Raw genomic sequence first — 17,607 nt, forward strand, 5'->3', positions numbered from 1 at the left:
AATTCTCCGTGAAGAGTATTGCCGAGCGCCCGAGAGCGCCCGACCTATTTCTGTTTATAGGTATTAGAAGGAGTACTTGACGTTCAGACCGATGTTGTCGCGGTCACGCGCACCGTTGTTCTGGCCTGCGCCATAGAACTCGGTGTACTGGAGCTCGGCTTCCAGGCTGTTCAGGTAGCTGGCGCGCATACCGACGGTGTACGCCTTACGACCTTCAATGAAGTTGCCGGTCTGGTGCGAGTTACCTTCGAAATCGTGCTTGAACACCGCGAATGGCGACAGGCTCACGCCAGCGTAAACGTCGTTCCAGGTACCGGAGAGCACCAAGGTGTAGCCGTAGGCGTTCTTGTTGATCTGATCGTCGCGATCGTAGCCGGAGATGTAGGATCCATTTGCACGACCTGAGTAGTAACGCACGTTCCCCTGGAAGTCCGTGTATTTCAGACTGCTGCCGCGAATATGCTCAGAGCCGAGCTCAGCCACACCAAAAAGAGAATCAAAGCCCAGAGACGGGCCGAAGTTGTATATGGTGCCAATGGAAGTGTTGAAGGCCTCAACGCGCTCGTAGTTGCTCAAGCGGCGATTATCAAGACTCACCGTCTGGCCTCCAACCTGTACCTGTTGACCCAGAGCGATCTGCGGCGCTTGCTGGAGCACTTGCCCCAACAGGTCGTTGGTAGTTGCAATACCAATCGGAAGATTCGGGCGGTAAGAGAATTCACCAAACACCGAGGCATTACCCACAGTGGTGTTGAAGCTCAAACCCATCATACGGACATCTTCAGCATATTGGCGACTAGCCTGGATCTGATCGGCCAGATCAACTGAAACCAGACCACCAGCAATTTGCTGTGCAATAGCCGCAACAGCGGCAGGGTTACCTGCCACACCTGCGGCAGCTGCGGCCTGCAGAGCCGCGCCCTGAACAGGAGCACTACCGACGAGAGCACCAAATTGTCCTGCCGTCATACCGCCATAGGCATCATCGAGCTGCGCATAAATCGACGGCTCCTTGGCGTGGTAGTTCACGAAGTAGAAGCCGAACTCCGTTGAGTTCAACTCTTCTGCAATATAGCGAAACGCAACGCCGAACTGGCCATCGTTCTTGGCATTCAGGTCATTCTTGATAGATGCAACTTTGAAAGCGTCAGACGTGGCAAATGAACTCCCATTCAGCCCATAAGCAGGGTTCAATACGGAGGCTTGATAAAGCGAAAGACCACCGAGCAGCGGGTTCGGTGTCAGGGCCCCAGCTAGCGCACCACTTTCGTTATAAGCGGTATGACCGCCGTCAGCAAACAAGTCGGTCTCAGAGAAATAGGTACCGACCGGATCGATAGCACTCTCTTTCCAGTTGAACTGATAGAAGGTCTCCATCGAAAGGTTATCGGTCAAACCGATGTTGAAACTAAGCGCCTCGACCGGAACCAGCACTTCCTTCACTTCCGAGCCTGGCAAACGGAACTTGGCAGCATCGACCGGGTTGGTGGTGTTCACACCACCGCGATAGAACAGACCCTCGCCCCAGTTGAATACCTGCTTACCGAAACGACCAGAGACAGGCATGTTGGCCACGTCCCAGTTGCCATAGACGTAGGCGTCAAGAATCTGCGCGTCACGACCAGCCTTGTGGCGGGTTTCACGTGTGAAGGTGTTATCGCGCGGATAGCTTTGGCTCGGCTGAGCCGGAGTGTTGGCATCGTAGTAATCGTTGCGCTTGTCCATGATCTGGGTGTCATAGAAAGCGGTGCCACGGATGAACACACCGTAGTTCTGATAGGACGCTTCCAGGTCACTGGTGATCTTGAACACTTCAGAAACCAGGCCGGTATCGAAATTACGGTTGCCGTCGTTGCTGTTGATGTCGTTGTTGGTCTTGTCCTGGCCCTGGACGCGCCACAATTGACCGTAGGAGATGGTGGTATCGAGGGAGCCGGTGATTTCGTTATCGGCGAAGCTGAACTCCACCGCTTGAGCCTGGGCGGCGACCAGCAACGGCAGAACACCAGCGAACGCAAAGCCGGCCTTGGCCGGGGCAAAACGTAGAACGGGCTTGCGGGACTTAATTTCCATCGAGACTCACTCCGTGGACAGATCATTCTTTTGAGCGATCCCGAATCCGGGTCGCGATATGCCGTACTGGCGACGGCTTGTGTTTTTATTTTGTAGCGACGTGTTCCAACGACCAGCGAGAGCTTGCACGCGGTCAAGTCCTGCTCAGCAATGCAACCATGGTGCCAATTCAAACAGTTGTATCAGCGCAAACAGGCTTGGAAGAGCTGTTGGCCAGTTTCTTTTCGTGACTGATCAGCCACTGACCAAAAGACGAGAAAAAGTGGCGCACTTTGTCCTACGATCCGACGCTTTATGCCAATCACCCCCTGTTATGCACGGGTTAGCGGCCAAAAATAGCGTCTCATTGTCAAGCACCGACACTCGAATTTAAGCGTACAAATACATAACCAGCGGCCCGCACATTTCGTTGGGTAACAGAAAAGTGTTACCAGCCATAGGCCGGTAACACTTCCTGTAGAGCCAAAACCGTCTTACGCCAGGCTTTTACTCACCACCTCATAGACGTCGCTGGAGAGCTCACCAGAGGCGAGGATGCGCTCCAGCTCGGCCTTCATCAGTGCCTGACGCGCCGAACCGTACTTGCGCCAGCGGGTCAGCGGCGCCAGCAGACGCGAAGCGATCTGCGGGTTGAGGGCATTTAGGGTGATGACCTGCTCGGCAAGAAAGCGGTAGCCCGCCCCGTCAGCATGGTGAAAGTTGATCAGGTTCTGATTGGCGAAGGCACCGATCAGCGCGCGAACCTTGTTCGGGTTCTTCAGGGTGAAGGCCTCGTGCTGCATCAACGCATGCACGCGCTCCAGACCACCCGGCAGCGGGCAACCAGCCTGCACGCTGAACCACTGATCCATGACCAGCGGATTGTCCTTGAAGAAGTCGGCGAACATGGCCAGTGCCTTGCCCTGCTCTTCCTGGAATGGCGAATTGACCAGTACGGCCAGGGCCGTCAGGCGCTCGGTCATGTTGTCGGCGTTGTCGAACTGATCGACGCAAGCCGCCAGCACCTCGGGTTTCTCGCTGAGCATGAGGTAGGACAACGCGATGTTCTGCAGACTGCGGCGAGCGAAGTGCGCCGCCTCGGCCACGTAAGGGGTGGCCTTGGAGACTTCACGATTGGCTTGGTAGCGCGCCCACAGCGGGGCGAACAGCGCGGAAGCCAGCTCCTTGCGGGCGAATTCGCGCGCGGCGTGGATGGCCTCGACATCTGCGACCTCGCTGATCTCGGTCAGGTAGGCCTCGCCCGGCAGCGAGAGCATCTCCGCGACCATGGCCTGATCCAGCGACTCGTCTTCGAGCAATGTGCGCAGCGCGGCGACCAGACGCTGATCCAACACCAGAGCTTCGCCGCGCTGATGCTGGCCGATCAGCTCCTGCAGCACCTGCACGGACAACTGCTGGCCAGCCTCCCAGCGGTTGAAGCCGTCGCTGTCGTGCTGCATCAGGAACATCAGCTGATCGCGGTCATAGGGGAAGTGCAGCTTGACCGGCGCACTGAAGCCGCGCAGCAAGGAGGGCAACGGTTTCTCGGCGACGCCCTCGAAGGTGAAGGTCTGCTCGGCCTCGGTCACCGACAGCACGCGACTGCTGCCCTGTGCTGCTGCCTCACCCTGCAGGCGCAGCGGCAGTTCATTACCCTGCGCATCGAGCAGACCGAGCGCCACCGGAATCACGAACGGCAGCTTTTCGCTCTGCCCCGGCGTGGCTGGGCAGCTCTGACGGAAGGTCAGGCTGTAAGTCTGCGCGGCGGAGTCATACGCCTCGCTGACCGCCAGGCGCGGCGTACCCGCTTGGGTGTACCAGCGCTTGAACTGGGTCAGATCGATACCGCTGGCATCTTCCATGGCCTTGACGAAATCGTCGCAGGTCACGGCTTGGCCGTCGTGACGCTCGAAGTACAGGTCCGAGCCCATGCGGAATAGCTCCGGCCCGAGCAGGGTGTGAATCATGCGCAGTACTTCGGCACCCTTCTCGTAGATGGTCAGGGTGTAGAAGTTGGAGATTTCCATGTACGCGTCCGGGCGCACCGGGTGGGCCATGGGGCCCGCGTCCTCGGCGAACTGGTGGGTACGCAGGTAGGCCACGTCTTCGATGCGTTTGACCGTACGCGAATGGGTGTCGGCGGAGAACTCGCTGTCGCGGAACACGGTGAAACCTTCCTTGAGCGACAGCTGGAACCAGTCGCGACAGGTCACGCGGTTGCCCGACCAGTTGTGGAAGTATTCATGCGCCACCACCGCCTCGACGCGCTGGTGCGCGGCATCGGTAGCGGTCTCGGCCTTGGCCAGCACGCAGCTGGAGTTGAAGATATTGAGGCCCTTGTTCTCCATGGCGCCCATATTGAAGTCGTTGACCGCGACGATCATGAAGATGTCCAAGTCGTACTCGCGGCCATAGACCTCCTCGTCCCACTTCATCGAGCGTTTGAGGCTGTCCATGGCGTGCTGCACCTTGTCGATGTTCTCCGGCTCGACATAGATACGCAGCGCCACTTCACGCTTGCTCATGGTGGTGAAGCTGTCTTCCACGCACCAGAGGTCACCGGCGACCAGGGCGAACAGATAGGCCGGCTTCTTGAACGGATCTTCCCAGGTCGCCCAGTGGCGACCACCCTCTTCACTGCCGCTGGCAATCGGGTTGCCGTTGGACAAGAGCACCGGGTAGACATGCTGCTCGGCGCTGACCGTGGTGGTGAACTTGCTCATCACATCCGGGCGGTCGAGGTAGAAGGTGATCTTGCGGAAGCCCTCGGCCTCGCACTGGGTGCAGAACATCTTGCCGGACTTGTACAGCCCCTCCAGCGCGGTGTTGCTCTCCGGGTGGATGCGCACGCTGCTGTCGACCACGAAGCGCTCCTGGGTCGGCTGCAGGGTCAAGTGGCTGTCGGTCAGGGTGTAATCACCCGCGCTCAGCTCGCGATCATCGAGCTTGAGCTCCAGCAGCTCCAGTTGCTGGCCATCGAGCACCAGTTTCGGCAGACCGGCACCGGCTTCAGGGTTGCGCCGCATGACCAGTTGCGCGTGCACCAGGCTGTGATCCTCGAACAGCTCGAAGGTCAGGTGGGTCTCGTCGATCAGGTAATCGGGAACCTGATAGTCCTTCAGGTAGATGGTCTTGGATTGTTCGGTGCGCATGGCTCTTGGCCTCTCGTCTGCGGCGCCTCGGGCGCCGGTGGCAATCGGGTGTCAGGCGGCGATCTCGTGGACGGCCAACTGGTAGGCGGTGTACTTGCGGATATTGATCACGCCGGTATCGAACATCAGGTACTGGCCCTTGATACCGAGCAGGGTACCCTCGGCCAGCGGCTGCTTGTCCAGGTTGAAGCTGGTGATCTTGGCTGGATAGGCCTCGATGGGATAACGAATCGCCTGCACCTCGGCCGCGGACAGCGGCTGGATGGCCTGCAGGCCGAAGCGCTGCTGCAGCTCGGCAATGCCCGCGCCACAGCTGTCGAACAACTGCTCGCGAATGGCCAGCAGATCGACCGGTACTGCATCACCCTTGAGCAGCGCACGCCAGTTGGTCTTGTCCGCCACCTGGCTGCGTAGCAGATCCTCGACGAAGCCAGACTGCTGCCGGGTGGCCACGCGCAGAATCGGCAGCGCTTGAGTCGCGCCCTGGTCGATCCAGCGCGTCGGCACCTGAGTAGCGCGGGTGATGCCGACCTTCACGCCACTGGAATTGGCAAGGTAGACAATATGGTCGGTCATGCAGAACTGCTCGCCCCAGCTCGGCTCGCGGCAGGTGCCTTGATCGTAATGGCACTTCTCCGGACTCATTATGCAGACATCGCATTGCGCCAGCTTCTGCATGCACGGGTAGCAGTAGCCCTGACTGAAGCTGGTCTTGGTCTTGCGCCCGCAGTGCGTGCAGTGGATGGCGCCGAGGAATTCCAGGCGCAAGTGCTTGCCCACCAGCGGATTGACCGGTACTTCTTCCTCGCCCAGGCGAAAGGCGTATTGCACCGGTGCATCCAGGTGCGCCTTCATCTTGCTCAGCGAGCCACGTCCCAATTCACTCATCAGTGCAGGGTATCCGAGGACTTGAACAGCAGGTTGGGCACCGGCTCGGACTTGCTGCTGCATTCCTGCGGGCCCATGTAACCGGTGCGCTCTTCTTCCGGCAGGTTCTGCATTTCCCAGGCGATCATCGCCTGCAGGCTCAGTTCTTTCTGTTCCTGAGTCAGCTTGCGGCCGTCCGGCCATTTACCGATTTCCACGGCCAGCTTGAGGCTTTCGTAGATTTCCGGGGTGATGTTTTCAATCGCATCGAGAAAGGACGACATACAGGTCTCCAGATAAATCGTAGGGCGGGTGAAACCCGCCGAAACACAGAGCTGGCGGGTTGCACCCGCCCTACAGGTCTAAAGTCGAATCAAGCGCTACGTCGGGCCAGCATACCGCCAAGCAGCCCGGTCAGGCAGCCGGTGAGCAAGCCACCGACGTGCGCGCCGTTGGCGATGGCACCAACACCTAGCGTTTCGAAGATGCCGGTCATGCACACGACCAGCCAGATCAGCATCATCACCAGCACGCCGGGCGGCAGCCGGTAGGCCGAATTCGGTGCCACGCGCTGGTAGATCCAGCAATGCCCGAGCAGGCCATAAAGCACGCCAGACAACCCGCCGAACAACGACGGCCCAGCCCACCAGTATTGGGCGAAGTTCGACGCCAGGCCGAACAGCAAGGTCAGCCCGAACAGACCAATGGCTCCCTGACGAAACTCGATACGCCGCCCCAGCTCCCAGTACCACAGGCTGTTCATCGCCAGGTGCAGCCAGCCGAAGTGAATCAGCATCGGCGTGATCAGGCGCCACCACTGACCGCTGCCCAAGGTGGCATCCAGGTAGGTCAGATAGATGCGCTCACCGTCGATACGAAAATCGACGAAGCTCAGCCAGCGGATGGTGGAAAAATTCTCGCCCGCCAAGGTCACGGCAAAGACGATGAAGGTCGCCAGCAGCACCAGTGCCGTAACCGGACTGCGCCGCAACTGCGTGAAGAAGCTGTCCCGCACCGGCGCAGCGCTTGCCGGCACTTCTCCGCCGGCATAGCCCTGCGGGTGACGCGCATAGAGGTCGCGCACTTGCTCGGCAAGCTGCTCATCTGGCACCCAGAGCACCTGCTGCCCGCCCTCTTCTGCCACCCGGTGCGGCACGTTCAAGCGCTGCAACAGGCCAACGAAGCCGCTCAAGTCGGTATCCAGCGGCAAGCGCAGCACTTCTACTGCCGTCATCGCGGTGCCTCCTGCGGGTCGACATCGACCCAGACGAATTTGCCCGCATCAAGACGTGTTTCCTGATCCAGGCGATAAGCCACCAGGCGGCCGCCGACCACTGCGCTGTAATCCAGGCAGGCCAGGTTGGGCCTGATCGGCGCCGGCTTGCCACGTCGCCAGTAGTGACCGACGAACAGCAGCGGCTCATGCGCGCCGTACCTGAGCAGCTCGTCCTTCTGCAGTTCAGTCAACGGCGTCTGCGCCGCCAGCTCCGGCAAGGCATCGGGCTGGAAGACGATATCGCCATAAGTCTTCGGGTCCTCCTCCCAGAACTTGGTGCGGAAGTACGAGCGGGTGAAGCCATCGCCGCTGGTCAGGGTCAGGCCGTGCGGCAGGCGCATGTCGGTGCCGCGCAGCAGGCGATCGAGCGCCATGTTGGCGAAGCTGCCGGGCACGGACGAGGCCTGCAGGAAATGTTCGTCGATACAGCCATCGGGAAATTGCGCCTTGAGCGGCGTGATCAACTCATCATCCCAGCAGGCGTGCACGACGCGGAAGCGCCCGGCGTCGATGAACAGTGGCATCTCATAGAACCAGCGGAGGAATTCGCGCCACTCCTGCGGATGGTCTTCGAACTGCGCCAATGTCTCACGCATCAGGCGCTGATGACGCGGGCTGTGCTCGCGCACGTAGTGACGGCCGCTGCCTGGCGGTGCCGGCGTGCTCCAGCCCAGCGCGTAAAACTCGTGATTGCCCATGATGCACAGTGCCTGGCCGGCGCGGACCATATCGTGCACCAGGTGCAGGGCCTCGCGAATGCCAGGGCCGCGGTCGACCAGGTCACCGAGGAAGATCACCATACGCGTCGGATGGCGCCACACACCGCTCTGCCGGCTATAACCCAGACGTTCGAGCAGACGTTCGAGGGTGCGCGCACAACCGTGGATATCACCGATCAGGTCATAGCCACGATGGGGGTCGAGGGACATTCAGTCCTGCCCTCCCAGGCGACTGCCCCAGCCCAGCTTGGTACGGCAGACCTCATAGTAGTTGTGATCCAGCGGGTGGATCAGGCGCAACTTCTGCGCTTTCTTCGCCACGTGCAGGGTGTCGCCCGGCGCACAGGTGAAGTGGTTCTGGCCGTCGCAGGACACCTGCGGATAGATGGTCATGTCCGGCGATACCACCACCTTCAGCTCGCTGTTGCCGTCGACCACGATAGGCCGACTGGACAGGGTGTGCGGGTACATCGGCACCACCACGATGGCATCGAGTTTGGGATGCATGATCGGCCCGCCAGCAGACAGCGCATAGGCGGTAGAACCCGTGGGCGTGGCGACGATCAGGCCGTCGGCCTTCTGGCTGCAAACGAATTGACCGTCGATATACAGCTCGAACTCGATCATCCGCGTCGACTTGCCGGGGTGCAGCACCACGTCGTTGAGCGCGTCGCCCTGGCCGATGGCCTCGCCCTGGCGGCGCACCTCGGCTTCGAGCAAGAAGCGATTCTCGGTCAGGTACTGGCCTTCGAGCACCTGCGCCACCTTGAGCTCAAGCTCATCAGGGCGAATATCGGTGAGAAAACCCAGACTGCCACGGTTGATCCCCAGCACCGGCACCTTGTGCCGTGCCAGGGCGCGGGCTGCGCCGAGCATGCTGCCGTCGCCGCCGACGACGATCACTAGGTCGCAGACCTCGCCAAGCATCTTGCGTGAGGAGGTTTGCAGGCCGTGTCCCGGCAGCAGGTCGGCGATGGTGTCCTCGAGGATCACATGCAGGTGGCGGTCGATCAGAAAGCGCTTGAGTCGCCGCACGGTTTCCAGCACCCGCGTGCTACCCAGGCGCCCGATGATGCCGACATTGCGAAATTGCTCCATGGGACTCCCGCCAGACAGATAAGAAACGAAGAGAGATTATCGGCCAAACGCCGGGGCCGCAGCAAACCACTGCTGTTGCTGCGCTATGCTCGAGATCATGAGCGCCCCTGACCTGATGCATGACCCGCTGCAAAGCCTGCATACCCCTGCAGTGCGCGACCTGGCGTGGACGCTGCTCTCGCCACCCGTGCTCGGTGAGACCACGAAAGTCCAGCGTCATCCGCTACAGGCCAGTTGCTGGACGCAGCAACCGCAACAACTGGCAGACTGGCTTGCGCAGCAGGACAAGGACCCCAGCCCACTGCACACTTGGCTGACGGCAAAACCGGTGCATCGCCTCGGCCTCTATTACGAACGCCTGTGGCAGTTCGCCCTGCACGCGGCGCCGGATGTAGAGGTGGTCGCCGCCAACCTACCGATCCGTCAGAACGGCCAGACACTGGGCGAGTTGGACCTGCTATTGCGCGACGCGGAAGGCGAGCATCACATGGAGCTGGCGGTGAAGTTCTACCTGGGCACGCGCGGTAGCGACGCGGCGGACTGGCTCGGCCCCGGCAGCCATGATCGGCTTGACCTGAAACTCGGTCACCTCGCGCAGCACCAGTTGCCCCTGTCGTCGCGCCGCGAGGCACGCGCGACCTTGAACGAGCTGCAGTTGGGCGATACTCGGTCCGCCTTCTGGCTCGGCGGCTACTTGTTCTACCCCTGGCCTGATGGTTGCCCATCACCTCGCGGCGCGGGCCCCGAGCACTGCCGGGGCAATTGGCTACACCAGTGCGACTGGGATACTTTCGCCGCGACCAAACCAGACGCTCGCTGGCAACCCTTGCCGCGATTGGCCTGGCTCGCACCGGCGCTGATAAAGACTGGCGAGGCCTGGCCCGCAGACACCTTCCAGCAATGGCTGAAGCTGTTACGACCGGACGCTCAGGCGCAATTGCTGGTGCGCCTGGAGGAAAATCACTCCGGGGATTGGCGAGAGGTCGAACGAATATTTCTGGTCAACGATCAGTGGCCGGCGCAGTCGTAGCCCGGATGCAATCCGGGACGCTGCTACCGGCAATCCGCGGGCTTCACCCACCTCGGTGATAGGCCGCAGGGCCAGCGCCAATCAACGGCTACGTTCGGTACGCCCACCGGAACGCGCCAGATACCCTGCCCCGCTTTCACACAGTAGTGCGTCGCGCTGCACCGCCGGTAGGGCATCCAGGCCGCCACGCAGGGCATAAACGCTGTAACCCAGTTGCGAGAGCAGAAACACCGCACTGCTGCTTCGCTTGCCGCTGTCGCAGTAGCACAGGTAGGTGCGTGAGCGATCCAGCAGGCGCGCCTTGAGGCGCAACAGTTGCAGCGGCATATGTAGCGCTTGCGGCGCGTGCGCCTTCTCGTACTCTTCCTGCAGCCGCACATCCAGCCACTGCGCGCCCTGTGTCAGCAACCTGGCGCCCTCGCCCAGCGACACCTCGGCCACGACTGGAGCCTTGAGCAAAGCAAAGAAATCCTGACGATCCAGGCGCAGCACACTACCCGCCTCGACCATGGTCACCGTGGCATTGCGTGGCCGATCAGCAAGCAGCGCTTCTTCACCGAAACAGGCGCCCACTTCCAGCTCCGCCAGCACCTGATGATCACTGCCAGCGCCGCGAATCACCTCGGCGCGGCCGCTTTCCAGGAAATAGCAGCAATCGCCAGTGGCACCCTCTTCGATAATCTGGCTGCCAGCCGCCAGCTCGATCTTCTGCAAGCGAGCGAGCATGTTCTGCACGTTGGCTGGCGGTACCTTGGCAAATAGCGGGTTTTCCAGCAGTCGCTCCAGCCATTCGATATCGGCGCCACTGTGTTGCAATGCCAATAACAGATCCTGATGCGCCAAACGCCAGGTCAACAGGCGATCGAGCGTGGCACTGTCGATCATCAGCACGCTGATATCGGTCAAGGCGCGAGCGTCATGCAACCGTGGCAGGCCGGGTGACACCGGGTGACAGCTGATCTCGCTGCCGGCCTGCAACGTCTGCGTCCTGCCCGCGGCATCCTGCAGCTGCAACTCGCCGGCCAGCAGATAGCAGGTCAGGCGCGCCTGATCCCCCTGACGAAACAGCAGTTGCCCGGCCAGCAGCGGCTGCGGCACCAACTGGCTACGCAACTCGCGCCACTGCTGCGCGGAAAGCGCGTTGAGCGGCGTCAGGCTGCGCAGTTGTTCGGGGGTAAGGGGTTCGCTCATGAGGATTTCCAGGCTCCGCTGGTCAGACCTGAGTGTAGTCGGCACTGGCGCCCATCAACACCCGTCGACCTTGCAAGCCGCCAGTATGAATGAAGATCAGCCGAGTGCCGCGTGCGAGTTGACCTTGCTCGCAGAAATCGCGCAGCGCCATCAACGCCTTGCCGGTATAAACAGGTTCCAATGGCACACCGCAGGCTTGCTCGGTTTCCAGGATGAACTGGCGCAGCGGCTCATCGATACGGGCAAAACCGCCGCGTGCTGCCTCGATCAGTTGGTAACGCCGCGCCGACGCCCCAGCCTCGTCCAGCAACGTGGCGACCTGAGTGGCGACGCCGTGATCATTAGGTACCGCCTGCGCGCCGAACACGCTGCGCTGACCATCACCCAGCAGCAGACCAGCCAGGGTAGTGCCGGTCCCCGCAGCCAGCCACCAGGCATCGAAATCGGACCAGCCGATATCGGCCAACTGCGCTTCGGCCATCTCCACCAGACAGCTACAGCCACTGGCGCCCTGAAGTCCCAGACCACCCTCACCAATCACCTGAAAATTCGGGTATCGAGCGAGCCATGGCACCCAGAAATCCGGTTGATGCCGCGCACGGTAGCCACCGTAACCCAGCCAGTGCAGGGTCATGCCCATGCGCTGCAGATCATCGACGGTCGGGGTCTGCTGCGCTTCACCACGCAACAGACCGACGCAGGCGAAACCGAAACGCCGGCCCGCCGCCGCCAGCGCATGCAAATGATTGGAGTGCGCCCCCCCCAGGCTGATCACACCGTGCGCGCCGGCCGCAGCGGCCTGCTCAAGATAGGGTGCGAGCTTGAACCACTTGTTGCCGGACAGCAGGGGGTCGACAAGATCCAGGCGCAGACAGGCAAGCTCGACGCCGGCAGCCTCTAGCCAGTCCAGTTGCAGAGGTTGTAGCGGCGCCCGCGGGCGCCAGGTGGGGATCCGTATTGGCAAGGTCAGCTGACGGTACGCAGACGACTACTCGCCTTGTGCCGCGCGCAGCAGTTCGAATCACCCAGGGTGAAACGGCTGGGCGTATCGACACGATCGATGGGAATGGCGCAGCGCTCACCACTGGGCAAGCATGCGTCGCAGCTGGGCTGCTGATAATGCGCCAACCAGTGCCGATACTGCTCTTCGGAAACGAAGCATTTGCCAGCGGCGTAGGCCATGGGATTGTCCTGATAGCGGGCGACATCCTGCAGGGGAATGGTCAGGTGCCCGGCGCCGGGATGATACACCACGAACACCACGCCAAGCTTGGCCAGACGATCGAGCACCTGATCACCGCCCTGACTGGCGAATGCATCGCGCTCACGCTTGAGGCGTTCGATTTCCGCTTGCAACTGGGCATCCAGCTCGTTGCGATAGGCCAGTTCGACGTCGCGTATGGCAATCTGTTCCTTGTACTCCGCCACGGCCGCAGCAACCTTGGCGCGCATTTCACCATCGTACTGCGCCCGCAGAATATCGCCCTCGGTACGACCATGACGCTCAAGGGCACGCAGTTGTTGAGTCATGTCTTCACGGCTGCTCTGGAAACTTTCGGCCTGGGCGGCCAGTTGCGCCTTGAGGTTAGCGTTGAGCTCCTCCTGCTGGCGCAGCGCCTGATGCAGCCCATGAATCTGCCCCTGCAGATTCTTGCTCTGCTCCTCGCTGGCCAGTTTGAACTTGGCCAGCTCGTCTTCATGCTGCTGGGTCAGGCTGGTGATGCGCAGACGCTGCTGCTGAATCAGTTGCGCTGTCTTGGCTCGATGTTCCTGATCCATTTTCTGCGCCAGTTGCTCGGCTACTTCCTTGGCCGGATCGGGCGCATACCATTTATCTTCGGAGGCCACCTGCAAACGCTCGGCAACCACCGCCTGAGCACTGTCGTCCTCGATCAGCAGCCCAAGCTGATTGCGCTTGACTGCATCGCGCAGCAATACCAGGTCATTCTGAGCGGGCGCCAGACTGGGGTCCCAAAGGTGCATCTGATGCCAGGAAACCGGACACTGGCTGCGACAGGCCAGACGAATCGGCCCAGCGCCAAGATCCGGACCACGGCCGGCACGCTCGGCCAGATGTTGCAGAGGAATGTTCCAACCCTTGTCGGGGCGACCGTCCTCGTCGAAATCCAGAAAGAAGAACACCGCAGCCCTGACCTGCAGGCGCGGATTGATCACCACGAACACCGCACGCATCTGCTCGTCGGCGAATTCGGGCATGTTCACCACGCCGTCGAGCAAAGCCTCGAACTCAGGGAACATCATCTGTTTGCAGATACCGCGTTCACTGAAGAACATCACGGCTTCCACCATCTGCGGCTTGTTCTGCATGCTCATTGAGGACCCTCTGGACCAACCGGGAATACGTCGCGTGCCAGCGCAGCGCAGACTCTGCACTGATATCGTCCTTGATACCTCGAGCAAGTCTAGGGGAAAACCCAACCACAGCAATGTGACTGGGTTGGCACTCACTCTGCGAGCCAGCCCAAATAGGCCACTGCTTGGCGCAAAAATGTGACCAGACCGGAAAGTACGAAAGCTGCCAGCGGTCCGGTCCGCCGGGATGAGTAACAGCCTGCCCAACACAACTCGATCGGCGGATTCTTGCTTTTCACCCCTGCCTCACAAGCGGAATTTTGCCTATTTCAGCCAGTAGCATTGGGCTCATCCGCTCTAGAGCGGTGATCCGACAACCTGGCAAGTCACCCGCTCTGGCACGTACAAGCTCGCGCGCCTGTCGCGCGGCCGGACTGATAAAAAAGACAAGAGGTCAGCCATGTTCTGCTATCACCTCACTGCCAACCCCTCATCGTTCAATCCGCTTCGCGAGTGCCTATTCCGGCGCCAGAAGACTGCCTGCACAGCACTGCCGCGTCCTTAGCTAAAAACAACAACAACGGAGAATTCCCATGCACTTAGCCAAGCGCCTTGGCCTGTTCGCCGCTGCCGCGATTTTGGCCAGTAGTCCCAACGCTCACGCCAATCCAACCTCGATCAACATCCTTACCGGCGGTATCGGCAGCAGCGCCTATCAGTCGGGCACCATCCCTGCCGGCACCTACAAAGGCCAGGCCAGCGACGTGACGACGGCGACCATCACCAACGTTCTGGTCAGCCAGACCAGCGTTTCCGACGCCGTGGCTTATCAGATGACCAAGTTGCTCTTCGAGAACCTCGACCGATTGGCCGAAGCGCATCCAGCCGCCAAGGACATTAGGCTCTGTACGAAAAGTGCCTGCGCTCGGTGATGCTTCGTTAAAAACGGGTTCGGAATGCTCATTTACAGCTCGTAAACTCCACTTCCTCACCCGTTTTTGCCTCGCCTGACCTTCGCTCGACGACTTTTCGTACAAACCCTAGGCTGGAGCGATCCACCAGTAGTCTGCCGATTCCGCTGCACCCAGGCGCCGAGCGCTTTTACCGAGAAGTCGGCGTTCTCAAGTAGAGCGCCGTTCAGCCTTTGGCTGCAGCGAGAAAAGGCGCCAGGCACTGGGCCATTTCGGCACCGAGCGCTTGCAGCCCACTCATCGGGCGTACCATCACCTCGAACTCGACGATTCGCCCCGAATCGTCGAAACGAATCATGTCGATTCCTTTCAACTCGCGCCCACCAACCTTCGCGGAAAACTCCAGCACCACATTGAGGCCATCGGCGGTGGCCAGTTCGCGGTGATAGGCGAAGTCCTCGAATACCTTGAGCACAGTATTGAGGATCATATTGACCACCTGCGCCCCCGGATATGGGGTGTGCGCCATGGGTGAGCGGAACACCGCCTGTGGGTGCAGCAACTCAGGCAAGGCGCTCAGATCCTTGGCGGCGACGAATTGGTGCCAGCGCGCGAGGCTGGCTGCAGCGGCAGGTTGCAGCTGGGCATTGAGAGACACCGGCTTCTCCTTGTTGTGGTCAGGCCAGACAGCCAACACCTCGCAGCAGACCGTATGAAAACTACTGCGCTCGGCCATGCTGCGTTAAAAAACGGCTCAAAATGCTCATTTACAACTCGTAAAGTCGAACGCGACTCCGAGCGTTTCTCGCCATTTTTTGCCTTGCCTGACCTTCGCTCGCTACGTTTTCAAACGGTCTGTAGGCGGGGCGTCGTCATTACAGCTCAGCAGCCAGACGCGAGCCCTGGTTGATCGCCCGCTTGGCGTCGAGCTCGGCGGCGACATCCGCGCCACCGACCAGGTGCACGCGCTGGCCAGCGCTCTCCAGACCGTCCTGCAGCTCACGCAGCGGGTCCTGGCCGGCGCAAACGATCACGGTATCGACCGGCAACACCTGCTCCTCGCCACCAGCGATGCGGATATGCAGACCGGCATCGTCGATCTGCACGTACTCGACGCTGTTGAGCATCTGCACGTTCTTGTTCTTCAGGCCGGTGCGATGAATCCAGCCGGTAGTCTTGCCCAGGCCATCGCCGACCTTGGATTTCTTGCGCTGCAGCAGGAATACCTGACGCGCCGCCGGGTGCGGATGCGCCTCGACACCCGCCACGCCTCCACGGGCCTCGAGCGTGGTATCGATACCCCATTCCTTCCAGAACTCGTCGCGATCGAGGCTGGTGGCCTTGCCTTGATGGGTGATGAATTCGGACACGTCGAAGCCAATACCGCCGGCGCCGATCACCGCGACCTTCTGCCCGACCGGCTTGCGCTCGAGAATCGCGTCCAGGTAGCTGATCACCTTGGCATGCTCGATACCCGGAATATCCGGCGTACGCGGGGTAATGCCGGTGGCCAGGATGATTTCGTCAAAGCCGCCCGCCACCAGATCGTCCACCGACACACGGGTATTCAGGCGCACGTCGACGCCAGTGGTTTCCAGCTTGCGCTTGAAGTAACGCAGGGTCTCGAAGAACTCTTCCTTGCCCGGCACGCGCTTGGCCACGTTGAACTGGCCGCCGATCTCGCTGGCCGAATCGAACAGGGTCACGCTGTGGCCACGTTCGGCGGCGACGGTGGAAGCGGCCAGACCAGCCGGGCCGGCACCGACCACGGCAATCTTCTTCACCGTGGTGGTGGGGATGTAGTTCAGCTCGGTCTCATGGCAAGCACGCGGGTTGACCAGGCAGCTGGTCAGCTTGCCGCCGAAAGTATGATCCAGACAGGCCTGGTTGCAGCCGATGCAGGTGTTGATCTCGTCCGCGCGGCCTTCGGCAGCCTTGTTGACGAAGTCCGGGTCGGCGAGGAACGGGCGCGCCATCGACACCATGTCGGCATCGCCCTCGGCCAGCACTTGTTCGGCCACTTCCGGGGTGTTGATGCGGTTGGTGGTGATCAGCGGGATCGACACTTCGCCGCGCAGCTTGGCGGTGACCTTGGTGAAGGCCGCACGCGGCACCTTGGTGGCGATGGTCGGGATGCGCGCCTCGTGCCAACCGATGCCGGTGTTGATCAGGGTAGCGCCCGCCTTTTCGATGGCCTTGGCCAGCAGCACGATCTCGCCCCAGGTGCTGCCACCCTCGACCAGATCGAGCATCGACAGGCGATAGATGATGATGAAGTTCGGCCCCACCGCCTCGCGCACGCGGCGGACGATTTCCACCGGCAGGCGCATGCGGTTTTCGTAGCTGCCGCCCCAGCGGTCGGTACGGTGGTTGGTGTGGGCAACCAGGAACTGGTTAATGAAATAACCTTCCGAGCCCATCACCTCGACGCCGTCATAACCGGCCTGCTGGGCCAGCGCGGCGCAATTGACGAAGTCGGCGATCTGCTTCTCGATGCCCTCTTCGTCCAGTTCGCGCGGCTTGAACGGGTTGATCGGTGCCTGGATGGCGCTCGGCGCAACGGATTTGGGGCTGTAGGCATAACGCCCGGCATGCAGAATCTGCATGCAGATCTTGCCGCCGGCCTCATGCACGGCCTGGGTGACGACCTTGTGCTTCTCGGCCTCTTCCACCGTGCTCAGCTTGGCTGCGCCGGAATACACGCCGCCCTCCTCGTTCGGGCCGATGCCGCCGGTGACCATCAGGCCAACGCCGCCACGGGCACGCTCGGCGAAATAGGCCGCCATGCGCTCGAAGCCGCCCGGCTTCTCTTCCAGACCAGTGTGCATGGAGCCCATCAGGGTACGGTTGCTCAGCGTGGTGAAGCCGAGGTCGAGCGGGGCCAGCAGGTGCGGGTAACGAGCAGTCATGGAATTCTCCACATCGCGGTGCAGTTCACGGATTGCCGCGGTCTCATGGTCACGCGGTCGGTTATGGAGCCAGACGATAAAGAGGCTGC

At 61.1% G+C, this 17,607-nt stretch carries 13 protein-coding genes and 2 pseudogenes; 3 read left to right on the top strand and 12 right to left on the bottom strand.

Annotation, left to right across the window (positions count from 1 at the left end; genetic code table 11):
• Positions 1 to 63 precede the first annotated feature (63 nt).
• The 7 genes from ACNFCJ_RS19065 to ACNFCJ_RS19095 all read right to left on the bottom strand — a co-directional run bounded on the left by ACNFCJ_RS19065 (position 64) and on the right by ACNFCJ_RS19095 (position 9,164).
• Entirely contained in the window at positions 64 to 2,073 is a 2,010-nt protein-coding gene (locus ACNFCJ_RS19065) for a DUF1302 domain-containing protein (RefSeq protein ID WP_416773059.1), read from the bottom strand.
• Positions 2,074 to 2,546: 473 nt separating this feature from the next.
• Positions 2,547 to 5,204 (bottom strand): aminopeptidase N, encoded by a 2,658-nt coding sequence (gene pepN, locus ACNFCJ_RS19070; RefSeq protein WP_416773061.1) that lies wholly within the window; start codon positions 5,202 to 5,204, stop codon positions 2,547 to 2,549.
• A 51-nt stretch (positions 5,205 to 5,255) separates the two neighbouring features.
• Positions 5,256 to 6,092, bottom strand: coding sequence for a DUF2797 domain-containing protein (locus ACNFCJ_RS19075; protein ID WP_416773062.1), 837 nt, complete (start codon positions 6,090 to 6,092; stop codon positions 5,256 to 5,258).
• The gene (locus ACNFCJ_RS19080; protein WP_017679055.1) at positions 6,092 to 6,355 is read right to left on the bottom strand and encodes a YeaC family protein; all 264 of its coding nucleotides are present in this window, start codon (positions 6,353 to 6,355) and stop codon (positions 6,092 to 6,094) included. Before ACNFCJ_RS19080 ends, ACNFCJ_RS19075 begins: the two co-directional genes overlap by 1 nt.
• An 89-nt stretch (positions 6,356 to 6,444) precedes the next feature.
• The gene (locus ACNFCJ_RS19085; RefSeq protein ID WP_416773064.1) at positions 6,445 to 7,305 is read right to left on the bottom strand and encodes a rhomboid family intramembrane serine protease; all 861 of its coding nucleotides are present in this window, start codon (positions 7,303 to 7,305) and stop codon (positions 6,445 to 6,447) included.
• Complete coding sequence (locus ACNFCJ_RS19090; RefSeq protein ID WP_416773066.1) at positions 7,302 to 8,276, bottom strand: metallophosphoesterase; 975 nt, start codon at positions 8,274 to 8,276, stop codon at positions 7,302 to 7,304. The genes ACNFCJ_RS19085 and ACNFCJ_RS19090 overlap by 4 nt, the downstream gene beginning before the upstream one ends.
• A complete protein-coding gene (locus ACNFCJ_RS19095; protein WP_090432834.1) occupies positions 8,277 to 9,164 on the bottom strand; it encodes an NAD(+) kinase in 888 nt (295 codons plus the stop codon).
• Positions 9,165 to 9,261: 97 nt separating this feature from the next.
• Between ACNFCJ_RS19095 and ACNFCJ_RS19100 the strand changes: the two genes are divergently transcribed.
• Positions 9,262 to 10,194 carry a DUF1853 family protein gene (locus ACNFCJ_RS19100; protein WP_416773068.1) on the top strand — a complete coding sequence of 311 codons (933 nt, stop codon included), beginning with the start codon at positions 9,262 to 9,264 and terminating at the stop codon, positions 10,192 to 10,194.
• An 81-nt stretch (positions 10,195 to 10,275) separates the two neighbouring features.
• Here the strand turns inward: ACNFCJ_RS19100 and ACNFCJ_RS19105 are convergent, their stop codons facing one another.
• The 3 genes from ACNFCJ_RS19105 to ACNFCJ_RS19115 are packed head-to-tail and all read right to left on the bottom strand — an operon-like array spanning position 10,276 to position 13,719.
• Positions 10,276 to 11,385, bottom strand: coding sequence for a cyclic nucleotide-binding domain-containing protein (locus ACNFCJ_RS19105; protein WP_416773069.1), 1,110 nt, complete (start codon positions 11,383 to 11,385; stop codon positions 10,276 to 10,278).
• Positions 11,386 to 11,407: 22 nt separating this feature from the next.
• Positions 11,408 to 12,349: a 1-aminocyclopropane-1-carboxylate deaminase/D-cysteine desulfhydrase gene (locus ACNFCJ_RS19110; RefSeq protein WP_416773071.1), complete on the bottom strand. Its 942-nt coding sequence runs from the start codon at positions 12,347 to 12,349 to the stop codon at positions 11,408 to 11,410.
• Positions 12,350 to 12,351: 2 nt separating this feature from the next.
• Positions 12,352 to 13,719 (bottom strand): chromosome partitioning protein ParA, encoded by a 1,368-nt coding sequence (locus ACNFCJ_RS19115; protein ID WP_416773073.1) that lies wholly within the window; start codon positions 13,717 to 13,719, stop codon positions 12,352 to 12,354.
• 677 nt (positions 13,720 to 14,396) lie between these two features.
• Here ACNFCJ_RS19115 and ACNFCJ_RS19120 point away from each other — a divergent pair.
• Positions 14,397 to 14,603, top strand: a pseudogene (locus ACNFCJ_RS19120) (TAXI family TRAP transporter solute-binding subunit); the annotation flags it as partial.
• A gap of 137 nt (positions 14,604 to 14,740) precedes the next feature.
• Positions 14,741 to 14,827, top strand: a pseudogene (locus ACNFCJ_RS19125) (TAXI family TRAP transporter solute-binding subunit); the annotation flags it as partial.
• Positions 14,828 to 14,835: 8 nt separating this feature from the next.
• Here ACNFCJ_RS19125 and ACNFCJ_RS19130 read toward each other — a convergent pair.
• A complete protein-coding gene (locus tag ACNFCJ_RS19130) occupies positions 14,836 to 15,267 on the bottom strand; it encodes a nuclear transport factor 2 family protein (protein WP_416773075.1) in 432 nt (143 codons plus the stop codon).
• A gap of 217 nt (positions 15,268 to 15,484) precedes the next feature.
• Positions 15,485 to 17,518: an FAD-dependent oxidoreductase gene (locus tag ACNFCJ_RS19135; protein ID WP_416773076.1), complete on the bottom strand. Its 2,034-nt coding sequence runs from the start codon at positions 17,516 to 17,518 to the stop codon at positions 15,485 to 15,487.
• Between the last annotated feature and the right edge of the window lie 89 nt (positions 17,519 to 17,607).

The sequence above is a fragment of the Pseudomonas sp. NY15364 genome (genome assembly GCF_048068235.1).
In the GTDB taxonomy this organism is placed as follows: Bacteria; Pseudomonadota; Gammaproteobacteria; order Pseudomonadales; family Pseudomonadaceae; genus Aquipseudomonas; species Aquipseudomonas mendocina_D.